Annotated in this window: 19 protein-coding genes and 3 pseudogenes; 6 read left to right on the top strand and 16 right to left on the bottom strand. The window is 41.7% G+C overall.

Features of this window, described 5'->3' with window-relative positions; all coding sequences use genetic code 11:
- Positions 1 to 17: 17 nt before the first annotated feature.
- The 3 genes from BM213_RS03015 to BM213_RS14420 form a co-directional block, all read right to left on the bottom strand.
- Positions 18 to 1,247 carry an ABC transporter permease gene (locus BM213_RS03015; RefSeq protein WP_091700745.1) on the bottom strand — a complete coding sequence of 410 codons (1,230 nt, stop codon included), beginning with the start codon at positions 1,245 to 1,247 and terminating at the stop codon, positions 18 to 20.
- A complete protein-coding gene (locus tag BM213_RS03010; protein ID WP_091700743.1) occupies positions 1,237 to 2,139 on the bottom strand; it encodes an ABC transporter ATP-binding protein in 903 nt (300 codons plus the stop codon). Before BM213_RS03010 ends, BM213_RS03015 begins: the two co-directional genes overlap by 11 nt.
- Before the next feature lie 121 nt (positions 2,140 to 2,260).
- Positions 2,261 to 2,470 carry a hypothetical protein gene (locus tag BM213_RS14420; protein WP_167357360.1) on the bottom strand — a complete coding sequence of 70 codons (210 nt, stop codon included), beginning with the start codon at positions 2,468 to 2,470 and terminating at the stop codon, positions 2,261 to 2,263.
- 343 nt (positions 2,471 to 2,813) lie between these two features.
- Between BM213_RS14420 and proB the strand changes: the two genes are divergently transcribed.
- Together proB and BM213_RS03000 are read left to right on the top strand one after the other, a co-directional pair.
- Positions 2,814 to 3,932, top strand: a complete 1,119-nt coding sequence (gene proB, locus BM213_RS03005; protein ID WP_091700740.1) for a glutamate 5-kinase — start codon at positions 2,814 to 2,816, stop codon at positions 3,930 to 3,932.
- Between the two features lie 21 nt (positions 3,933 to 3,953).
- A complete protein-coding gene (locus BM213_RS03000; protein WP_091700738.1) occupies positions 3,954 to 5,195 on the top strand; it encodes a glutamate-5-semialdehyde dehydrogenase in 1,242 nt (413 codons plus the stop codon).
- A gap of 66 nt (positions 5,196 to 5,261) precedes the next feature.
- Here the strand turns inward: BM213_RS03000 and BM213_RS02995 are convergent, their stop codons facing one another.
- From BM213_RS02995 to gltB, 10 genes and pseudogenes are all read right to left on the bottom strand, one after another.
- Positions 5,262 to 6,095 (bottom strand): 5'-3' exonuclease, encoded by an 834-nt coding sequence (locus BM213_RS02995; RefSeq protein WP_091700735.1) that lies wholly within the window; start codon positions 6,093 to 6,095, stop codon positions 5,262 to 5,264.
- Between the two features lie 101 nt (positions 6,096 to 6,196).
- Entirely contained in the window at positions 6,197 to 6,394 is a 198-nt protein-coding gene (locus BM213_RS02990; RefSeq protein ID WP_091700733.1) for a hypothetical protein, read from the bottom strand.
- Between the two features lie 13 nt (positions 6,395 to 6,407).
- Positions 6,408 to 6,803, bottom strand: coding sequence for a hypothetical protein (locus BM213_RS02985; RefSeq protein WP_043966836.1), 396 nt, complete (start codon positions 6,801 to 6,803; stop codon positions 6,408 to 6,410).
- Complete coding sequence (locus tag BM213_RS02980; protein WP_091700732.1) at positions 6,790 to 7,155, bottom strand: hypothetical protein; 366 nt, start codon at positions 7,153 to 7,155, stop codon at positions 6,790 to 6,792. The genes BM213_RS02985 and BM213_RS02980 overlap by 14 nt, the downstream gene beginning before the upstream one ends.
- A 111-nt stretch (positions 7,156 to 7,266) precedes the next feature.
- The gene (locus tag BM213_RS02975; protein WP_091700729.1) at positions 7,267 to 7,470 is read right to left on the bottom strand and encodes a hypothetical protein; all 204 of its coding nucleotides are present in this window, start codon (positions 7,468 to 7,470) and stop codon (positions 7,267 to 7,269) included.
- A 5-nt stretch (positions 7,471 to 7,475) separates the two neighbouring features.
- Positions 7,476 to 7,778: a ferredoxin family protein gene (locus tag BM213_RS02970; protein WP_006319754.1), complete on the bottom strand. Its 303-nt coding sequence runs from the start codon at positions 7,776 to 7,778 to the stop codon at positions 7,476 to 7,478.
- A pseudogene (locus BM213_RS02965) lies at positions 7,760 to 8,860 on the bottom strand (DUF3870 domain-containing protein); the annotation flags it as partial. The pseudogene BM213_RS02965 and the gene BM213_RS02970, both read right to left, overlap by 19 nt.
- A gap of 108 nt (positions 8,861 to 8,968) precedes the next feature.
- Positions 8,969 to 10,684 carry a dihydroxy-acid dehydratase gene (gene ilvD, locus BM213_RS02960; protein WP_091700724.1) on the bottom strand — a complete coding sequence of 572 codons (1,716 nt, stop codon included), beginning with the start codon at positions 10,682 to 10,684 and terminating at the stop codon, positions 8,969 to 8,971.
- Between the two features lie 103 nt (positions 10,685 to 10,787).
- Positions 10,788 to 12,233 (bottom strand): glutamate synthase subunit beta, encoded by a 1,446-nt coding sequence (locus tag BM213_RS02955; RefSeq protein ID WP_091700721.1) that lies wholly within the window; start codon positions 12,231 to 12,233, stop codon positions 10,788 to 10,790.
- 38 nt (positions 12,234 to 12,271) lie between these two features.
- Positions 12,272 to 16,816: a glutamate synthase large subunit gene (gltB, locus tag BM213_RS02950; RefSeq protein ID WP_244149167.1), complete on the bottom strand. Its 4,545-nt coding sequence runs from the start codon at positions 16,814 to 16,816 to the stop codon at positions 12,272 to 12,274.
- A 119-nt stretch (positions 16,817 to 16,935) separates the two neighbouring features.
- Here gltB and gltC point away from each other — a divergent pair, with 119 nt between their 5' ends.
- The gene (gltC, locus tag BM213_RS02945) at positions 16,936 to 17,835 is read left to right on the top strand and encodes a glutamate biosynthesis transcriptional regulator GltC (RefSeq protein WP_091700718.1); all 900 of its coding nucleotides are present in this window, start codon (positions 16,936 to 16,938) and stop codon (positions 17,833 to 17,835) included.
- A gap of 30 nt (positions 17,836 to 17,865) precedes the next feature.
- On the opposite strand, the gene BM213_RS02940 is transcribed toward gltC, so the two are convergent.
- Positions 17,866 to 19,227 carry a methyl-accepting chemotaxis protein gene (locus tag BM213_RS02940; RefSeq protein ID WP_091700715.1) on the bottom strand — a complete coding sequence of 454 codons (1,362 nt, stop codon included), beginning with the start codon at positions 19,225 to 19,227 and terminating at the stop codon, positions 17,866 to 17,868.
- 91 nt (positions 19,228 to 19,318) lie between these two features.
- Entirely contained in the window at positions 19,319 to 19,699 is a 381-nt protein-coding gene (locus tag BM213_RS02935; RefSeq protein WP_091700712.1) for a GtrA family protein, read from the bottom strand.
- Positions 19,700 to 19,809: 110 nt separating this feature from the next.
- On the opposite strand from BM213_RS02935, the gene BM213_RS02930 reads away from it, so the two are divergent.
- Positions 19,810 to 20,274, top strand: a complete 465-nt coding sequence (locus BM213_RS02930; protein WP_091700710.1) for a GyrI-like domain-containing protein — start codon at positions 19,810 to 19,812, stop codon at positions 20,272 to 20,274.
- Positions 20,275 to 20,348: 74 nt separating this feature from the next.
- Here the strand turns inward: BM213_RS02930 and BM213_RS02925 are convergent.
- Positions 20,349 to 20,540, bottom strand: a pseudogene (locus tag BM213_RS02925) (AEC family transporter); the annotation flags it as partial.
- A gap of 17 nt (positions 20,541 to 20,557) precedes the next feature.
- On the opposite strand from BM213_RS02925, the pseudogene BM213_RS02920 reads away from it, so the two are divergent.
- A pseudogene (locus BM213_RS02920) lies at positions 20,558 to 20,806 on the top strand (Uma2 family endonuclease); the annotation flags it as partial.
- A 188-nt stretch (positions 20,807 to 20,994) separates the two neighbouring features.
- The coding region (locus BM213_RS02915; protein ID WP_143091167.1) for a DUF4372 domain-containing protein at positions 20,995 to 21,182 on the top strand (188 nt) is incomplete at its 3' end.

Here is a 21,182-nt window from a genome sequence, read left to right as displayed (position 1 = left end):
GCATTTCGCTCGGCTTTTTACTTTTTCGTTAATTGCCATGCCTGCTTGAGATCTTTCCATGAAGACGCTTGATTATACATGAGCACGCCGCCACGATACACTTTTGAACCAAATACGAATAAAAAGGCAATTGTTCCGACGAGCAAACCGATGCTAAGAACAATTTCCCAAGTTGGAACGTTCAACATGCCAATACGTAAAAACATAATCATCGGGGCAAAAAACGGGACAAACGACATTGCTGTAATAAATGGTGACTCCGGTGCATTTAAACCAAACATCGCCATGATAAACGCTGCGACAACGAGCATCGTCACAGGGCCAGCCATTTGTTGTACTTCTTCGACGCGGCTGACGATCGAACCAAGCACAGCAAATAACATCGCATACAACAAATAGCCGAGCAAGAAAAAGAGAATGCCATATAAAATAAGGGGGAGAGGCAGTTCATCCATGCCAATTAGCTGACGCAACATATCACTATTTTTCATCGATGCATAACCAACCGAAAATATGAGAATAAATTGCGTCAAACTTAACAAAGCAATCCCTAAAATTTTTCCGAACAATTGCTGAATGGGTGAGATACTTGATATTAAAATTTCCATAATGCGAGATGACTTTTCTGTTGCTACTTCCATCATAATCATACTTCCGTACATTAACACAAACATGTACATCGCAAACAATAGCACATAAACGATCGCCCTTGCTTGATTTAGTTGTTCTTCTGTTTTGGCATGTTGTTCAAGCGCCACTTTTTCCATCGCAATCGGTGCATATAGTGCGTTGATTTGTTCATACGTTAACCCGATTTGCTTTGCCATCATCGCGATTTTGACTTGTTGCAATGCTTGCTCGATTTCATGTGTGACATCACTATCTGCAATATTTTTCGCATAATATGTCACTTTGGGCTGCGCATTTTGTACGTCAAGCACGATATACGCATACCATTGATCCGTTTGAACATATGTTTTCGCTTGTTCTTCACTTCCATCATGGCGAACAAGACTTATTTCTTTATTCGTTTGAAATTGTGCTTGTAATGCTTCGTACCATCCATTTGTTTCGTCAATAACACCGATTGTTTTTTGACCATCATTACTAAATGCTTCTATGATGCGATCTAGCTGACTAATACCAAATACAATCAAAGCAGTAACAATCGTTGAAATTAAAAAAGACTTTGATTTTAATTTTGTTACATACGTATGGAGAAAAACAATCCAAAACTTATTGTTCATACGCTGCACCTACTTTCTCAATGAAAATATCATTCAACGATGGTTCTTCTAATGAAAATGTGCGAATAAATCCTTTCGAATAAATATGCTCAAGAATATGTTGCGATACGCTCTCATCTGCTATTTGCAAACGAACTCCTTCCACGGTCTTCTCCATTTTTATTACTCCTGGAATGTGTGTTAACGTTTCAAACGGAAGTTCCCCATGAATAATGACATTTTTTTTGCCGAAAGATCTTTTTAACTCTTTAATTGATCCATGCACAATCGGTTTTCCTTTATGCATAATGCATATATGTTCACATAATTGTTCGACATGTTCCATTCGATGACTTGAGAAAACGATCGTTGTCCCTTTTTTCTGCAAATCAATGACAGCCTCTTTCAACATTTCTACATTTACCGGATCTAATCCGCTGAACGGCTCATCTAAAATAAGTAGTTGTGGACGATGTAACACCGCAGCGATAAATTGAATTTTTTGTTGATTGCCTTTTGATAGTTGTTCTACTTTTTTGTCTTCATATTGTGGTATTTTAAAACGCTCGAGCCAATCGCGCATTTCCTTTACAATTTCTTCTTTATGTAACCCTCGTAATCTACCTAAATAAATGAGTTGCTCTTTTACTTTTAGCTTTGGGTACAGCCCTCTTTCTTCTGGTAAGTATCCGATAAGATGACTATGTTTGTACGTGATGCGCTCGCCGTCCCACGTAATCTCCCCTTTTGTCGGCTCAAGTAATCCTAAAATCATTCGAAACGTTGTCGTTTTCCCCGCTCCATTCGCTCCGAGAAATCCAAACATACGCTGTTTTGGAATAGATAATGTTACGTCATCTACCGCTACAAACGAACCGAACTGTTTTGTTACATGCTGTAAAACTAATCCCATGCTTTTCACTCCTTTCCCTTTTATTCTATTATAACATATGATTGTAGGTAAAATTTTCATTTTTTACTTTTTTATGTTTAAAAATGATAGGAAACATACTTCTTTCTTGTCCGTCATTCATTTATAATGAAAAACGTCGGACGACAACTCCGTGCTGAAATGCAAGAAATAGGCGATTAACCTCGTTGTGACATTCGAGCCGTAAAAAGTAAATTAGAAGCGAAAATTGATGTTCTCCGACAAGAGATGAACGCACGATTTCAACAGGTAAATGAGAAAATGGACCTTCTCGATCTATCATGATTTGCTTTCTTCTAAAACACTTCAACATGAATGAAAACTTCATCTTTTGTCCAGACAGTCGTAAAATCCATTGACATCTTCATTTTTTTGTTTCATAATTCTGAAAAAAGACATATGTGGAATAAGGCACGGGACGAGTAAACTAGTGAAACATGCAAGAGAGTGGAATCCATAGGCTGGAAGGTTCCTCATGGGCAGCTAGTTGAACCTACCCTATACGGCCGCTTATGCAAACATAAGCCGTTCCCCCGACGTTACAGGGCAAGAGGTGGGCGCATTGCGCCAAAAAAGGTGGTACCGCGGGAACGACGCTTTTCCGTCCTTTTCTATAAGGGCGAAAAAGCGTTTTTTTATTTCAAGGAGGTGAAAAGATGAAAAAAAAGCGAATCGTTGTCAAAATTGGTAGCAGCTCGTTAACCGAAAAAAATGGCACACTTTCAGAACAAAAGCTTGTTGAACATGTCGAAGCACTTGCTTATATGAAGCAATTAGGACACGATATCATTCTTATCTCATCAGGTGCCGTAGCAGCCGGATTTGGTTTACTTGGGTATCGCTCACGCCCGAAGGCACTCGCTGCGAAACAAGCAGCGGCAGCAGTCGGTCAAGGCTTGCTTATGCAAACATACATTTCCGCCTTTCGCTCGTTCGATATTGTCACAGGACAGTTGTTGTTAACGCGTGCAGATTTTTACGATCGCGAGCGGTTTCGTAACTTATTTGCGACAATTTCTACATTGTTAGAACGTGGCGTTCTTCCAATTATTAATGAAAACGACTCAATTGCAGTGGAAGAATTGACGTTCGGAGATAACGATTTATTGTCCGCGCTTGTAGCCGGTTTTTTGCATGCTGATGCTCTTATTATTTTAACGGACATTAATGGGCTATATGACAAACATCCAAATCACCCTGAAGCAAAAAAATATTATTTTCTCTCGGAAATGACTGACGAGCTTATCGAACAAGCTGGCGGTAGCGGATCAGCGGTTGGAACGGGGGGAATGAAATCGAAGCTACTTGCCGCACAAAAAGCTCTTTCTTTTGGTGTCAGCGTCTTTATCGGGACAGGAACAGGAAAAGAAAAAATCAAACATATCTTAGAAGGAAAAGGCGACGGGACGTATATCGGCTCTCCTTTTCAAGAACAGATGCAAATGCGCAAACAATGGATTGCTTATCATTCAAAAGTGTCCGGAACAATTGAAATTGATGAAGGAGCAGAAAATGCCCTTTTACATAAAGGAAAAAGCTTGTTGCCTGCTGGCGTAATCAATGTATTCGGTTCATTTCAAGCGCTTGATGTTGTCAATATTGTGAATCAAAAAGGTGAGGTGATCGCTAGAGGGCAAGTATATTATGCTGCCGACGATTTAGCAAAAGTAAAAGGGCTTGCAAGTGAAGAAGCAAAACGATACTCCTTCCACCGCCGACCAGAAGTCGTTCATCGCGATAACTTAGTATGTTTTAAAAAAACAACAGTCCAATAAGCACGAAAAGGAGCGAAAAAAATGAACGAATTACTTACAAAAGCAAAGAAACTAAAACAAGTTTCTAAACGTTTAGCATCATTATCAACGGAAGAAAAAAACAAGGCGCTTGCGATCATCGCGGAAACACTAATTGCGCGAAAATCGTACATTTTAGAAGAGAATGAAAAAGATATGGCAAGTGGAAAAGAAAACGGGCTCTCCCCTTCGTTGCTTGACCGACTACAACTGACGGAAGAACGTATTCACCAAATTGCTGACGGTGTTCGCCAAGTGATTCAGCTACCAGATCCAATCGGCGAAACGATCGAACAATGGACGCGACCAAACGGGCTCAAATTAAAACAAATTCGCGTGCCGCTTGGTGTTGTCGGTATGGTATATGAAGCCCGTCCAAATGTAACAGTCGATGCAGCTAGTCTTTGTTTAAAAACGGGAAATGCCGTCTTGTTGCGCGGTAGCTCGTCCGCCATTCACTCGAATAAAGCGCTCGTATCCGTCATGCAAGAAGCGTTAAAACAATCGTCAGTTCCATCCGATGCGATTCAATTATTAGAAGATACGAGCCGTGAAACAGCACAACACATGTTTCGTTTAAAAGAATATGTGGATGTTCTCATTCCACGGGGAGGTGCTGGACTTATCCAATCGGTCGTCGAACACGCCACAATTCCTGTGTTAGAAACAGGCGTCGGCAATTGTCATATTTTTATTGACGACTCCGCCGAAAAAGAAATGGCGCTCGATATCGTCATAAACGCTAAACTACAACGTCCGTCTGTCTGCAATGCGGTTGAAACGGTCATCGTTCACGACCAATGGCCATATATAAGTGCGTTGCTTGAAACGCTGCATGAAAAAGGGGTCGAGCTGCGCGGCGACAAACGGCTCTCGTCTACATATCCGTTCGTCCGTGAAGCGACAGAGGCCGACTGGGCGACTGAATTTTTAGCCCCGATTTTAGCGGTGAAGCTCGTCGAAACGGTCGATGAAGCCATTGAACACATTGAACGCTATGGTACAAAACATTCCGAAGCGATTATTTCTGAAACCGATGAACATGTAGAGCAGTTTTTTGCTCATGTCGATGCCGCTGTATTGTACCATAACGCCTCCACTCGCTTCACCGACGGCGAACAGTTCGGATACGGTGCAGAAATCGGCATTAGCACACAAAAACTGCACGCTCGCGGCCCAATGGGTTTGCGTGCCATCACGACAACAAAAACGCTTGTATATGGAAATGGGCAAGTGCGAACATAAAAACCAGCCTCTATATGGGGCTGGTTAAAATATGTTTAATAACTCCTTCCTCTCACAAGCTGTTCACTACATAATCGCTTCTAATACCTCTGCAAACCACTTACGCTCATCATCCCATCTCGCCTCTTCTACTCGCAACGGAATTGGAATATCGCAATAAATGGCCGCAAGTTTGCGCGACAAATCAAGCGAGTCAAAATGTTCGGTTATTTTTTGTTGCTGTGCTTTTGTTAAGTTCGCTAAATTTTCGATGATTCCTTCAATTGATCCGTATTGTTGAATAAGTTTAAACGCTTGTTTTTCCCCGATGCCGCGTACGCCTGGATAATTGTCGCTTGCATCGCCCATGAGCGCTTTCACATCGATGAGCTGATGTGGTTGAATCCCTTTTTCTTTAATAAAGCGTTCGAGCGTGTACGCCTCATAGTTGCCAATGCCTTTCGCCAGTAAGTAGACTGTGACATGTTTTGAAAGAAGTTGAAATAAATCACGATCCCCGGTCACAATCGAAATGCGCATCTCATCACGATATTGCTTTACAAGCGAGCCGATGCAATCGTCCGCTTCGGCACCGAGCACACCGATATTCGGAATGCCAAGCATTGCTACCACTTCTTTCGCTAAATCAAATTGCGGAACTAATTCACACGGCGGCTCCCCACGATTTGCCTTATAGTCTGGAAACCATTCGGTGCGAAACGTCGTACTTCCCATATCCCAACAACAAACGACATGCGTTGGTTGAAGTACATTTGTCGCCGCTTCGATTTGTTTCACTACCCCATATACCGCATTCGTCGGCACCCCACGGCTATTCATCATCCAACGTGGCGCTGTTGCATAAAACGATCGAAACAATAACGCCATTCCATCAATTAATAACAAATGTCCTCGTTCCATCGCTCGTTATCCTTTCTATGTATCGATGAAACAAGTATAACAAAAAGCCACCCCATATGGGATGGTGGAACCGTTCGAAAATATTTTGTGCAACGTATCATTCATTGCAAACGTCTTTTTAAAAAACCAACCAACTTCATAATCGACCATACAATAACAAATACGACAACGTAAACAATGACAAAAATAACAATACCTTTTAAAAAAAGAAGTAAAATGCCTTTCCAACCTTCTTTAGACCAACTAATATACAAAAGACATACAAGAAATGCAAAGAAAGCAATGTAACTTTTTTTCATGTTATTTCCTCTTTCACACTCTGAAGTCATAAGTAGATAAAACATCGTTAACTCGAAAACCAAATGTTTTTATTTCTAAATCGTACTCTAGATTGAAGGGCATGATACGAATTTTCCAAATACCATCTGGTTTATCCAAATGAAGAAAAAAAGAAAAATCCACAATTGAAAATACTTTTTGTATCGTTTTTTTTCGGTCAAGTTCTATCTTAATCCTAAAAACTGCTTCTCCATGTGGATGATACCATATCATTTCAACAAATCTATCAGTTTTTTCAACATGTGAAATAACACAATGAATGATACAGTATTTGTCAAGTGGAGTAAAAACTTTTTTTATCTCTATAGGATTACGCTCACGGTCAAGTTCAGTGCAACTATTTACACTAAATAACTTAATAACGACCACCGCCAATTAATTTATGAAGTTTATTTTCCACTTTTGTTATGCCGTCATCAATTGCTTTGCCTACTTTTGTACTGTCAAACCATTTTTCTACTGCAGCAACTTTGTTCATACTGCCTATTACATAACTTCCGGCGAAATATCCTGCTACTGTACCTTTTGCGGCTCCTTTTGCCGTTTCTGAAGCCACTTTTCTTTCTAACATAGTGAATCCTGTAGTTGCAGCTTTATATGCTCTCACTCCATTACCTATCCCACCTGTAGCCATCCCAACGACATTAGAAATCGTATTACTTCTCAAATCATCAGCAATGGAACTGACAACCCAATGTGCAGCTTTTTGTATTTTATTCATGGTATCCCTCCTAACGAAAGAATATTTTACGAAATAATCATAAAAAAAAAAAAAATTATCCGTCAACCCCTTTTTTAGAATAAATTGTATATAAAGAAACAAAAAACCACCCTACGATAAAGGGTGGCTCACATGAGAAGAAACGCGAATTGTTTGTTTTTTTGTTAGCTCTTCATCGACTTTTAACAGTTCTTTTTTCTCCCAGCTGACGAAGTAGTCTTCCCATAAGACGTGGCAACGATCGACAGTCACTTCTAACACAATTCCTCTCGTTCCATCAAGGGCATAGACAACACAGTTTCCGATATGAAACATGGCGCTCACCCGAGACGGAAGACGATGCCATGCCCACCGCGTGGATATTCCCAGCGAATGTTTTCGTGCGGACAGCCAATACGACAGCTGCCGCACTCATGACAGCCTTCATAGCCAACGTGCATGCGAATATCTTCCCATTTGTAAACAGCTGCTGGACAAAAAATGGTACAAATTTTATCTGGGCATTTCGTCAAACAAATATTGTCATCTAGCACGTGAAGATGCGATTTCGTATCCGCGTTAAAACGAACTAAATATTGCTTTTCTTCAATCGTTTGCGCCTTCATCATTTCATCACCTTCCATGCTTTCATCATATCGCGTGCCAGCTTAAACTTTTGTTTCGTTGAGCCGAGATCACGCCAAATTTTTTTCTGTTTTTCCCATTTCGATGCCCCGTCCACCGTAAACATTTGGCTTGCTGCACGGTTGAGCATTGGAATGTATTGATCAAAATATTGCGGAAATGACTCAAAATGATGCGTCGCATCTTTATATTTTTTCAAATCTTGCCCGATAAAACTTTCCATGAGCTTCATTCGGTATTGATCAAGCATGCTTTCCGAAAAGTCGTTTTGTTCTTTCGCCATGATAATGGTTTCTGCTGCTAGTCGGCCAGATGTCATCGCCATATTGGATCCTTCGCGATGAATCGCATTGACAAGTTGCGCTGCATCGCCAACGACAAGCACTCCGTGACCTGCGACTTTTGGAATGGAATGATAACCACCTTCGGGGATTAAGTGAGCTAAATATTCAACAGGTTCACTCCCTTGAATGTATGGACGAATCATCGGATGATTTTTCACATACTCAAGTAGCTCATACGGCTTGATTTTATGCTTAATTAACCCGGATAATAACGTGCCAACACCGATGCTAAGTGTGTCTTTATTTGTATATAAAAAGCCTGTTCCTAAAATTCCCTTTGTCGCATCGCCGAAAATTTCGATCGTACAGCCTTGGTTCGCTTCAAGGTTAAAGCGATCTTCAATGATGTTTTTATCAAGCTTTAAAATTTCCATCGTCGCTAAAGCAACTTCGTCTGGCCGCCATTCACGGTGGAAGCCGAGCTGTTTTGCAAGTAGCGAGTTAACACCATCAGCCAACACGACGACATCGGCATGCTTGTATAAATCTTTTAGCGCTGCACATAACGCTTGATTTGCTTTCCCTAAATATCCTTCATGCAATTGGGCAAGCGGTTCGTCAATTCCGTCTTTTAATGAATGACCTTTTAACAACCGTGCCACATAATCACGACCGTGCTCTGTTGCTAACGTACAAGAAGCATCAACGATGACGCCGTACTTTTTATCTACTTCTGCCGTAATCGTCAACGTATCAAATACGCTTTTTGCCGCCATTCCTGAAGGCAATCGCGCATGACCGGCAATAAATTGCGTATTCGTCTCCCTCACTCCCATTATCGCTTTACTTCTTTCATTATAACGGAAGCTTGTTTTGGATTTATGAACAACCTTTCGACAAATTTTTTAAATTTTCATAATTCCGCCGGTACTTGCCGATGTAACAAGTTTTGAATAGCGAGCTAAATATCCTGTTTTCACTTTCGGCTCAAAGCCCTGCCAATTTGCTTTCCGCTTTTCCCATTCTTCTTCAGGGACGTGAACGTCAATCGTTCGCTTCACAATATCAATGACAATATGGTCACCGTTTTGTACAAAAGCAATCGGTCCCCCTTCCGCTGCTTCTGGCGACACGTGGCCGATCGATAATCCACGGGATGCGCCAGAAAAACGACCGTCCGTAATGAGCGCTACTTTCGTTCCTAGTCCCATGCCAACAATTTGCGATGTTGGGGCTAACATTTCTGGCATTCCCGGTCCACCTTTTGGGCCTTCATAACGGATGATAACGACATGCCCCGGTTGTACTCTTCCTGCCGCAATGCCCTCGAGCGCTTCTTCTTGAGAGTCAAAGACGATCGCGGGTCCCTCATGACGGGTAATGCCGCCTTGGATGCCGCCTGTTTTAATAATCGCGCCATCTGGAGCTAAATTGCCAAACAATACAGCCAATCCACCCGTTTCTGAATACGGATTGTCAATTGGACGAATGACTTCATAATTTTTCACTTCACAGTCTGCGATATTTTCCCCAAGTGTTTTACCTGACACAGTGAGAGCATCTAAATGAAGCGTGCCCTCTTTTTTAGATAGCTCATATAATACGGCAGACACGCCACCCGCTTCGTGCAAATCTTCAATATGCATATCTGATGCTGGTGCCAATTTTGCTAAATGCGGCACGCGGGAAGCTACTTCATTAATGCGTTCGAGCGGATAATGAATACCTGCTTCATTGGCAATGGCTAGCGTATGTAACACCGTATTCGTTGAGCCGCCGAGCGCCATATCAAGTGCGAATGCATTGTCAATTGCTTTTTCGGTGACGATGTCGCGCGGTTTAATATCATGCTCGATTAAATACATTAACTGCTGAGCTGAACGTCGTACAAATTCTTTTCGTGCTGGATCAATAGCTAAAATCGTGCCGTTACCAGGAAGCGCTAAGCCGAGCGCCTCGGCTAAACAGTTCATGGAATTGGCCGTAAACATACCTGAGCATGAACCACATGTCGGACAGCCGTACTGTTCAAGTTCTTGTAACCCTTTTTCATCGATTTTTCCGGCTTGATATGCACCGACTCCTTCAAATACAGAGGAAAGCGAGATTTTTTTTCCATCGCTCGTCACACCTGCTTTCATCGGTCCTCCGCTTACAAAAATAGTCGGGATATTTAAGCGCATCGCCGCCATCATCATGCCAGGTGTAATTTTATCGCAGTTCGGAATGCATACCATCCCATCAAACCAATGGGCAGAAATGACCGTCTCAACAGAGTCAGCAATAATTTCTCGGCTCGGCAACGAATACCGCATACCAATATGTCCCATCGCAATGCCATCATCGACCCCGATGGTGTTCATTTCAAACGGAACACCACCGGCCTCACGAATTGCCTCTTTTACAATTTTACCAAACTCCTGCAAATGAACGTGACCTGGAATAATATCAATATACGAGTTCACAACCGCAATAAACGGCTTATGAAAATCTTCTTCTTTTACCCCTGCTGCACGCAATAAACTACGATGGGGTGCACGGTCAAATCCTTTTTTAATCATATCGCTACGCAAAACAAATCCCTCCATTTTTTCTGAACTTGTTAAAAAACATTGTAACATTTTTTAAAATAAAATAACAATTCTAAAAAATAAAAAACTCTTTTTCTATAAAAAACACAGAAAAAGAGTTTTTTAAATATGCACTTTCGCAGATGCCCCCCTCTCAATCCCCCATAAGAAAATGATTTATTTCTTTCGCTGCTTCGCGTCCTTCATGAATCGCCCAAACAACAAGGCTTTGTCCACGTCTTGCATCACCTGCGACAAATACACCTTCGACATTCGTCTTGTATGCTTTACTAATTGTCTCGATTCCAAACTGTTGTAAAAGTTGCGGTTCTGGTCTTTCAAAACCAATAGCGATCAATACGAGATCACACGGCCATATTTTCTCTGTACCTGGAATTTCTTTAAATACAGCACGCCCTTGATCATCTATTATTTTTTCCATTTGGATCGTATGCAGTTCTTTTACTCTCCCTCTCTCATCACCAACGATTTTTTTTGTTTGAATACAATATTGACGCGGGTCATTGCCGAACTTCGCTTCCGCTTCTTCATATGCATAGTCAACTGTAAATACAAGCGGGTATTGCGGCCATGGATTATCGTTTGTACGCTCTTTTGGCAATGCCGGATGTTTGCCGAATTGCACAACGCTTTTACATTGTTGCCGCAATGCCGTCGCGACACAGTCAGCCCCTGTATCGCCACCACCGATTACGATGACATGTTTATGTTTGGCATCAATAAACGTTTCATCTTTTTCGCCGGTAAGTAGCCATTTTGTCGTCATTGTCAAGTAGTCCATCGCAAAATGAACGCCATTAAGCTCGCGTCCTTCGATCATAAGATCGCGTTGCTTTTGTGCTCCAATACAAAACACAACCGCATCATATTGTTTGCGCAATTCATCCATCGTCAAATCTTTTCCGACTTCTATGTTTGTAACAAACGTAATTCCTTCTTTTTCAAGCAAGCGTACACGTCTCTCAACAACGTCTTTTCCAAGTTTCATATTCGGAATGCCGTACATCAACAAACCACCAATTCGATCCGCGCGCTCATACACAGTGACAAAATGACCAGCTTGATTTAGTTCATCTGCACAAGCTAACCCTGCAGGACCAGAGCCAATGACGGCCACCTTTTTTCCGGTTCTCTTTTTCGGAATGCGCGGTTGAACCCACCCTTCCTCAAACGCTTTGTCAATAATCGCTCGTTCAATTCCTTTAATCGCTACTGCCGGATCAGAAATCGCTACTGTACACGATCCTTCGCACGGCGCTGGGCAAACGCGTCCTGTAAATTCTGGGAAATTATTTGTCTTCACTAACCGTTCAAACGCCTCTTTCCATCTTCCACGATACACAAGGTCGTTCCATTCTGGAATGAGATTATGAATCGGACAGCCAGATGTCAAGCCTTGAAGCTCTATTCCCATATGACAAAATGGCGTACCGCAATCCATACATCGCGCACCTTGTCTCGCTAACGTGTCGGTTGAAAATGGATCAGTATATTCTTTCCAATCATTTAAACGGGAAAGAGGATGACGTTTTTTTTCTTCTTCCCGCGCATATTCGATAAAGCCTGTTGCTTTCCCCATCATCATTCTCCCCCTTTCACCTATTCGGAAGCGTTCGCCTATTTCGCGACCGCTTCCACCACTTTCACACCTTTTTTGTTTACAACTGTTTCAAACGCCTCAAATACCGCTTCATCGTGTGATAAACCACGCCGCTTCATCGCCTCGATTGTTTCAATCATCAATTTATAGTTTTTCGGGATCACTTTGACGATCCGTTTGACTACATCGTCCCAATTCGCAAGCACATATGCTGCCTTTGGACTTTCTGTATATTTGTAATGTTTCACAATCATTTCGCGCACATCGCTTCTTTCTTTTTCATCGACTAAGGACTCAAATAAAACGAGTTCACGGTTCGCGTTTTTTTGCCACGTATCATCGTAAGCGAATACGTAAGCTACACCACCAGACATTCCAGCAGCGAAATTTTTTCCAACAGAGCCGAGGATAACAACACGTCCTCCTGTCATATACTCACAGCCGTGATCACCAACTCCTTCAACAACCGCATGAACGCCACTATTTCGGACGCAAAAACGCTCCCCAGCACGACCACGAATATACGCTTCTCCACTTGTCGCACCGTAAAATGCAACATTTCCAATAATGACTTGATCACTGCACGCAAACGAAGCTTCGTGTGGTGGACGAACGATCACTTTTCCACCTGATAAACCTTTGCCAACATAGTCGTTCGCATCACCGACTAATGTCATCGTCATTCCTTTTGGCACGAACGCTGCGAAGCTTTGCCCCGCTGAGCCTTGAAAATATAGTTGAATCGTATCTTCTGGAAGACCTTCTTCACCAAATCGTTTTGATACTTCGCTACCTACTATCGTGCCGACTGTTCGCTGTACGTTGTTAATGCGTACGTGCAATTGCACAGGCTTTTTCTCCTCTATTGCTTGCTGGACAGCTGGCAAAATCGTTTGGTAATCAAGCGTTTGTTCGAGACGGTGATCGTGCGGTTTAGAAAACGTGCGCGATCCTTCCACTTGATGCAACAAACGTGACAACTTAAGATGTTTCGCTTTCCAATGTCGTTTTACCCGTTCACTTATTTTTAATACGTCCACGCGTCCGACCATTTCCTCGATCGTACGGAAGCCAAGTTGCGCCATGATTTCACGCACCTCTTGAGCAATAAAATACATGAAATTAACGATATGTTCTGGCTTTCCAGTAAATTTTGCCCGCAATTTTGGATTTTGTGTTGCTACACCGACCGGACATGTGTCTAAATGGCAAACGCGCATCATAACACACCCTAAAACGACTAGCGGAGCTGTCGCAAATCCAAACTCTTCCGCTCCGAATAACGCCGCCATGACGACATCGCGACCAGTCATCAATTTTCCGTCTGTTTCTAATACAACGCGATCACGCAACCCATTTAACATAAGCGTTTGATGCGTTTCAGCTAAACCAAGTTCCCACGGAAGCCCCGCATGTTTAATGCTTGTTTTTGGTGAAGCACCTGTCCCTCCGTCATATCCGCTAATGACGATCACATCTGCCCCGCCTTTAGCCACACCTGCAGCGATCGTGCCAACACCAGATTTTGCAACGAGTTTTACACTAATGCGCGCATCGCGATTTGCATTTTTCAAATCATAAATAAGTTGTGCTAAATCTTCAATGGAATAAATGTCATGATGCGGTGGTGGCGAAATAAGTTCCACACCTGGCGTAGACCCACGCACTTTTCCGATCCACGGATATACTTTATTCGCAGGCAGTTGACCACCTTCTCCAGGCTTTGCTCCTTGCGCCATTTTTATTTGCAACTCATCAGCATGAACTAAATAGTGACTTTTCACACCAAAACGGCCGGAAGCAACTTGTTTGATCGCACTGCGGCGAAGATCACCATGTTCATCCCTCACGTAGCGACGCGGGTCTTCACCCCCTTCTCCGCTATTACTTTTTCCACCGATGCGGTTCATCGCAATGGCGAGCGCTTCATGCGCCTCTTCGCTTAATGAACCGTACGACATCGCTCCCGTTTTAAATCGGCGCACAATCGCTTCTACCGGCTCGACTTCCTCGATCGGAACAGGCTTACGCGTATGATCAAAATCGAACAAATTTCGTAAAAATGTCATTTGTTCTTCATTTGCCATGTTGGAATATTGCTTAAATAACTCATAGTCATTTTTTCGACATGCCCATTGTAACGTGTGAATCGTTTTCGGATTGAACGCATGATGCTCACCATTTTTACGCCATTGCAGTTCGCTCCCTGACTCTAAAGTATGATCATAGGACGTTTCGAACGCTTGCGTATGTCGCATTTTTGCTTCTTGTGCAATTTCGTTTAAACCGATCCCGCCAATTTGTGACGCTGTTCCTGTAAAATATCGTTCAATAACATCGTTGCCAATACCGATTGCTTCAAAAATTTGCGCACCGCGATAGCTTTGCACTGTTGAAATGCCCATTTTTGACATCACTTTTACAACGCCATCTGTCGCTGCCTTTTTATACGTTTCAACCGCATGTTCATATGTGGACGCGATTACCCCGTTTTCGACCGCTTCACGAATCGTCGCAAAAGCTACATATGGATTAATTGCATCCGCTCCGTAACCGATTAACGCAGCGAAATGATGTACTTCGCGCGCTTCCCCACTTTCAACAATTAAACTCACTTTCGTGCGAGTCCCTTTCCGTACGAGATGTTGATGCACCGCGCTGACTGCCAAAAGAACAGGTATGGCTATGCGCTGCTCATTCATTGAGCGATCAGATAAAACAATTAACGTCACACCATTAGCAATTGCTTCATCTACCGCTTGACATAATTCGTCTAACGCTTCTTTTAAATCATTTGTAAAAACAGTAGACAATGTAACGCATAAAAATTCGCGGTATGGATTCATTCGAATGGCGTTTAATTGTTTGTTCGTGATTATTGGTGACTCTAATCGAATGCGACGAGCACAAGATGCATCCGGATGCAACACATCTCCTTCTTTTCCGAGCCACGTGACAGTGGATGTGACAACATATTCACGAATCGCATCAATCGGCGGGTTCGTTACTTGGGCGAACAATTGCTTGAAATAATTGAATAAACTTTGCGGACGTTCGGATAATACAGCTAGCGGCGTATCGTTGCCCATTGCTCCGGTTGGGTCTTTTCCTTCCGTCGCCATTGGAATGATCGTTTTTTCAACATCTTCATACGTATACCCAAACGCTTTCTGCCATGTGATAAGATTGTCAAACGGCTGTTCCTCATCTCCCGCAAACTGCTCGTCAAGTTGTTCAATAGAAACAGTTTGTTCGTTCACCCATTGACGATACGGATGCTTATGCGCAATTTGCTTTTTGACCTCTTCATCAGAAATGATTCGCCCTTCTTCTAAATCAATAAAAAGCATTTTTCCCGGGCTTAATCGCTCTTTATATAAAACTTGTTCCGGAGCTACATCAACGACCCCGACTTCTGATGAAAAAATAATATAGTCATCTTTTGTGACATAGTAACGAGCTGGACGAAGACCGTTGCGGTCGAGAATACCGCCAATTTGCTTGCCATTTGTGAATACGATTGCCGTTGGACCGTCCCACGGCTCCATCAGACAGCTGTAATATTCATAAAACGCTTTTTTATGTTCATCCATCTCTTTATCCCAATACCACGGTTCTGGAATCAACATCATCGCTGTTTCAGCAAGCGACTTTCCGGCTAAAACGAAAAACTCAAACGCGTTATCGAGCATGGAAGAGTCGCTTCCGTTCGTATCTAAAATCGGGAGTACTTTTTGTAAATCTTCCCCAAACACCGGGGAGGAAAACTGCTTCTCACGCGCCATCATCCAATGAATATTTCCGCGCAACGTATTAATCTCCCCGTTATGAATTAAATAACGATTCGGATGCGCTCGCTCCCAACTCGGAAATGTATTTGTGCTAAAGCGCGAATGAACGAGCGCAAACGCCGAACGAAATCGTTCGTCTTGTAAGTCCATGTAAAAAGCATTCAATTGCTCTGGGGTCACCAACCCTTTGTAAACAATCGTGCGACTAGATAGACTCGCAAAATAATATTCATTGTTTTGAACGAACTTTTCCGCTCGTTTTCGAATGACGTATAACTTCCGTTCGAACTGTTGGTCATCAACGATATCATCGCTTGCTGCGATAAAAAGCTGCCGAATATACGGACGACTTTGTTTTGCTAATATTCCGAGTTTTTCGACATCAACAGGCACGTCACGCCATCCGAGCACCGTTTGTCCTTCTTCACGAACGATTTCATCTATTTGACGTTCGAACATCGTTCTCGTTTGTTCATGATGTTCAAAAAAGAAAATCATTCCGACCCCATAACGCCCTTTAGGCGGAAGTGAAAATGGACAAACGGAACGAAAATAATCGTCCGGAATTTGTACCATGATTCCCGCACCATCACCCGTTTGCGGATCGCTCCCTTGCCCTCCGCGATGTTCTAGTTGACGTAACATGTGAAGACCTTGCTTCACAATATGATGAGACGCTTCACCTTTTAAGTGAGCGTATAACCCAATCCCGCATGCATCATGTTCAAATTGTGGACGGTACAATCCTTGCGCTTTTGGTAGTCCTCTCATGCGAATCCCCCATTCCGTTATCATGTATGTATAATTGTAGGTTTCAATAATTATATAAACAATATATAATTTAGATAATATTCATCTCATTTAAAGAACGATAGAAAGAGGTGGAAAAAATGGAATTAAGACAATTAGTTTATTTCACAGAAGTTGCCAAACGGGAGCATGTGTCAGAAGCTGCTGAAGCGTTGCATGTCGCTCAATCTGCTGTTAGTCGTCAAATTGCAAATTTAGAGGATGAACTCGGGGTCAAGCTATTCGAACGTGAAGGAAGAAACGTAAAATTAACACCGATCGGCCGCCACTTTTTACAACATATTGAATCGGCATTAAAAGCGATTGACTATGCGAAGCAACAAATTGAAGAATATTTAGATCCAGAGCGCGGAACAATTAAAATTGGTTTTCCAACAAGTCTCGCAAGCTATACGATGCCAATGGTCATTTCCACATTTAAACAAAAACATCCGCACATTTCTTTCCATTTACGTCAAGGGTCATATAAGTTTTTGATTGATGCAGTGAAAAGGCGAGAAATTGATGTGGCTTTCTTAGGTCCCGTACCAACTGAAGAAAAGGGCATTCAAGGGGATATTTTATTTACCGAGTCGTTCGCCGCACTCATTCCGACAGATCATCCACTTAGCCAAAAACGAAGCATCGCGCTAAGTGAATTGCGACACGAACCATTTATCATGTTTCCCCAAGGATTTATTTTGCGAAAAATAGTCGAAGATGCTTGTAAACAAGCCGGCTTTTCTCCAATCATTTCGTCGGAAGGGGAAGATTTAGACGCGATCAAAGGACTCGTTTCGGCCGGTATCGGTGTCACTTTATTGCCAGAAAGCACGTTTTACGAAACAACCCCGCGCTATACGGTGAAAGTGCCAATTGACCTCCCACTCGTCCGACGCAATGTCGGGATCATTTTACCTAAGTGCGATCTGCCACCATCTGTCAATGTATTTTATCAATTCGTCAAACAATTTTTCGCGATGTTGGATCGATATCAGTAAGCCAGCCTATACCATGCCGGCTTACTGTCCTTATACAGATAAATCAATGCCAACAACACCAACGACATGCCCGTCTTGAACGATCGGTGCTGAAATGGTTAAACACGGACGCTTCGTTAACGCAGATATATACACCGAAGAAACGTATATATTCCCTTTTGCAGCCTCAACAAACCACGGACGAGCTTTGGCATTTACAAGTCCCGCAGGAGGATTCGAATAAATGAACGTACCGTCCACCCGATTCGACCAAACAGCTTCTACATTTTCATTCATTTTTAAAAATTCATTTAAGTATGCCTCATGTTCACTTGTTTGTAAACGAGCGAGCGGATAAGAGCGTAAAAACAATGTAAGCTTTTCTTTCATTTGTTCAATCACATGTAGATCAACGAAAGTTGCCGTTACACGTTCATCGTTTTTTATAATTGTTTGCAACTCGTTCGATGTTTTTTCAATCGCTTCGTTCACTTGTAGCACCTGTTTCACATTTTCATGTTGTACATCCATATGTTTTGCGACTTCATGGGCATGATTTTTATTTTCCTGCACCATGGAAGAAATATATTCAAGCAAAACCGAAATTTCTTGCACACTCGCCGTCTGTTCATCAACCGACTGCGACGAATCGTGTGCCATTGCTGTCATATGATGAAGTCTTTCCCTAAAATCACATAAAACAGAGAAAATGTGATTCATTTCATTTGACCCGTTGTCGATTTGTTCTGTTTCTGATTTCACCATATGCATGGTTGAAGCGATCCCAGACTGAATAGATGATAAAATGTCCCGCGTTTGCTCTACGGCAGCTGACGTTTGGTTAGCTAATTTCCCAACTTCGTTTGCAACGACCGAAAACCCTTTCCCATGTTCTCCCGCACGGGCAGATTCAATGTTCGCATTGAGCGCTAAAATACTCGTTCGCTGCGAGATAGAAGCAATCGTCGAAAGAATGTGATGAATTTCTTGTGAACGCTCTACTAACAACTCCATTTGACGAAGAAGTGCATAATGACCTGTTCGCAAGTCATCCATTTCACGTTGAAGGTTTTTTAAAGAGTGTAGCGAGCGGATCAGTTCGTTATAAGATACTTCACTATCTGCATGAATGCGCTGAGAAACGTCTGAAATTTTTAATGCCGATCGCTCAATCATTTTCGTCTTCTCTTCTACTTGAACTGTATAAATTACCGTTTTTTCCAAGCGGTCAATTAATTGGAATGTGCTCTGTTGCGTTGCGCTTGATGTTTCATCAAGCGAGGAAGCAGCTAATTTCATTTGCTCGACAACTGCCTTTAGCTGGTCAGCCGCTACTTCAATTTGATTGAGCGCCACGCTCTGCTTCGTTTCTTTCACCTCTTCTTTTCTTCGTCCCTTCTTTAACAAAAACATGTCTCCACCCTCTTACGTTATATTTCATAACATGAATATAACATAAATTGTTAGAAAAATAAACACTTTTATAAAAATTCAATTTTTTTGTTTACGCTGTTGTTTTTCCAGAAAATACCCACATACGACTACCAATCCAATTGATAACTATTCCACTTATCGTTGCCATAAATTTACTTAAAAAAACTGAAAACATTTGATTGCATCCGTACAATACAATGATCGTCACCGTGAGAGAACAAAAGTTTAAAACGAGGAAACGAACAAATTGTTTCATAATTGCCCCCTTCACCCGAAATGTCCATATCCGATTCCACATATAGCTGTTTACTACCCCCGCACTATATGCAAAAGTTTGTGCCCACACTTGTGGCACATTAAGCGATACAAAGAAGAAAAAAAGCAACCAATCAACAACTGTATTACTTATCCCTACAACAATAAAACGAATAAACGTAACGTAACTAGACATCTATCACACCTTCTCAACAAATCTGTAACACACGTTGGATTTTTATGTTAATATAAAAAGGAAACAAATATCAAGTGGAGGAAATAATACAAATAAAAGGAGATCATACCATGGATTATAAACTGGAGAACATTGATGTTGAACTAGTTATTGTAGGAAAGGGATATGAAGTAAAGACGAATGAAGCGTTTCAAATGATCCCATCGCTTTGGGAATATGCCAAAAAAGACGGGTTGATGCAAAAGTTGATCGATTTATCATCGGAACAACCAAAATGTAAGCTTGAAGGATTGTTAGGTGTTTGCGGAACAACATCCGCGATAACAGATGAGAAATTTACTTATTTTATGGGCATACGTTATGATAAAGAAGTTCCGAACGATATGCAACGTATAACAATTACACACGACACATGGGCGGTCATTCCAAATGTAGATGAAGCATGGAAACGACTACATTCCGAATGGCTCTCTGCTTCTCGTTATGAACTTGCCCATGTCCCTTTAATTGAATGCTATTATCCACCAAATCATCATCCAGAAAATGAACTATGGATTCCAATTAAACAGAAATAAATACAAATGAAAGAACGCCAACGCATGCCAAAGGAGCACATATCGCTGGAGACTCCTTTGGCACATGCACATAATCAAAAATACAAATGTGCAAAGCCGATCACACTTGCTACCGTCAATGGACTAAGCAAGGTAGATAAAAATACGGCTTGAGCGGCGTATCCTGGATGATGATTGTATTCTAATGCATATAATGCTGTATTTCGCGAGCAAGGATATGCACTAGCAATAAGCAACGCTTGAGCTGTAATTCCTTCCATATGTAGATGTATTCCTTAGCAAAAATGAGACGTATGATCCCCCTGATGATATTGTTCAACCTGATATTGCAGTTATTTGTAATAAAAATCAAATTGTTAAAAATGGATGTTACGGATCACCCATGCTTGTTATCGAGGTATTATCGCCTTCAACCGCTTTAAAAGACTACAATGAAAAATTTTATATCTACCAACACTATCGAATTACTGAATATTGGATTGTCGATACGGCTAACAAAATGATTCACGTGTACTATATACATGCACCTTAAAACCATGACTTCTGTATGAACACCTTTTTTCATGGTTATACTGCTCCTCACTAGCATTGCAGTAATTAAATCTGATGATTCAAAATACTAAGAATGTTCATTTTTTTATTGATTTCGAAACAAAAAAATCCTTTACAATGGAAGTACAGGTGGTTCCTGTCCAAATCCAATCGTAAAGGATAACTGTTATGGACAAGAATACACTAATTTCATCATTTGGTAAATGGGTTTCACCCATAAATATTCAAAAACTTAGCGAACAAGTCAAAGAATTGAAACAGGACTATTACACAAAAAAGCTGACAACAGAAGCCTATATTAAACTTTTATTGGTAGCCCAACTGCTCGAATTTAAGAGCTTAGAGGAAATGAGTGA

This window comes from Anoxybacillus pushchinoensis (assembly GCF_900111795.1).
Taxonomy (GTDB): domain Bacteria; phylum Bacillota; class Bacilli; order Bacillales; family Anoxybacillaceae; genus Anoxybacillus; species Anoxybacillus pushchinoensis.
This window is presented reverse-complemented; position numbering and strand designations above follow the sequence as displayed.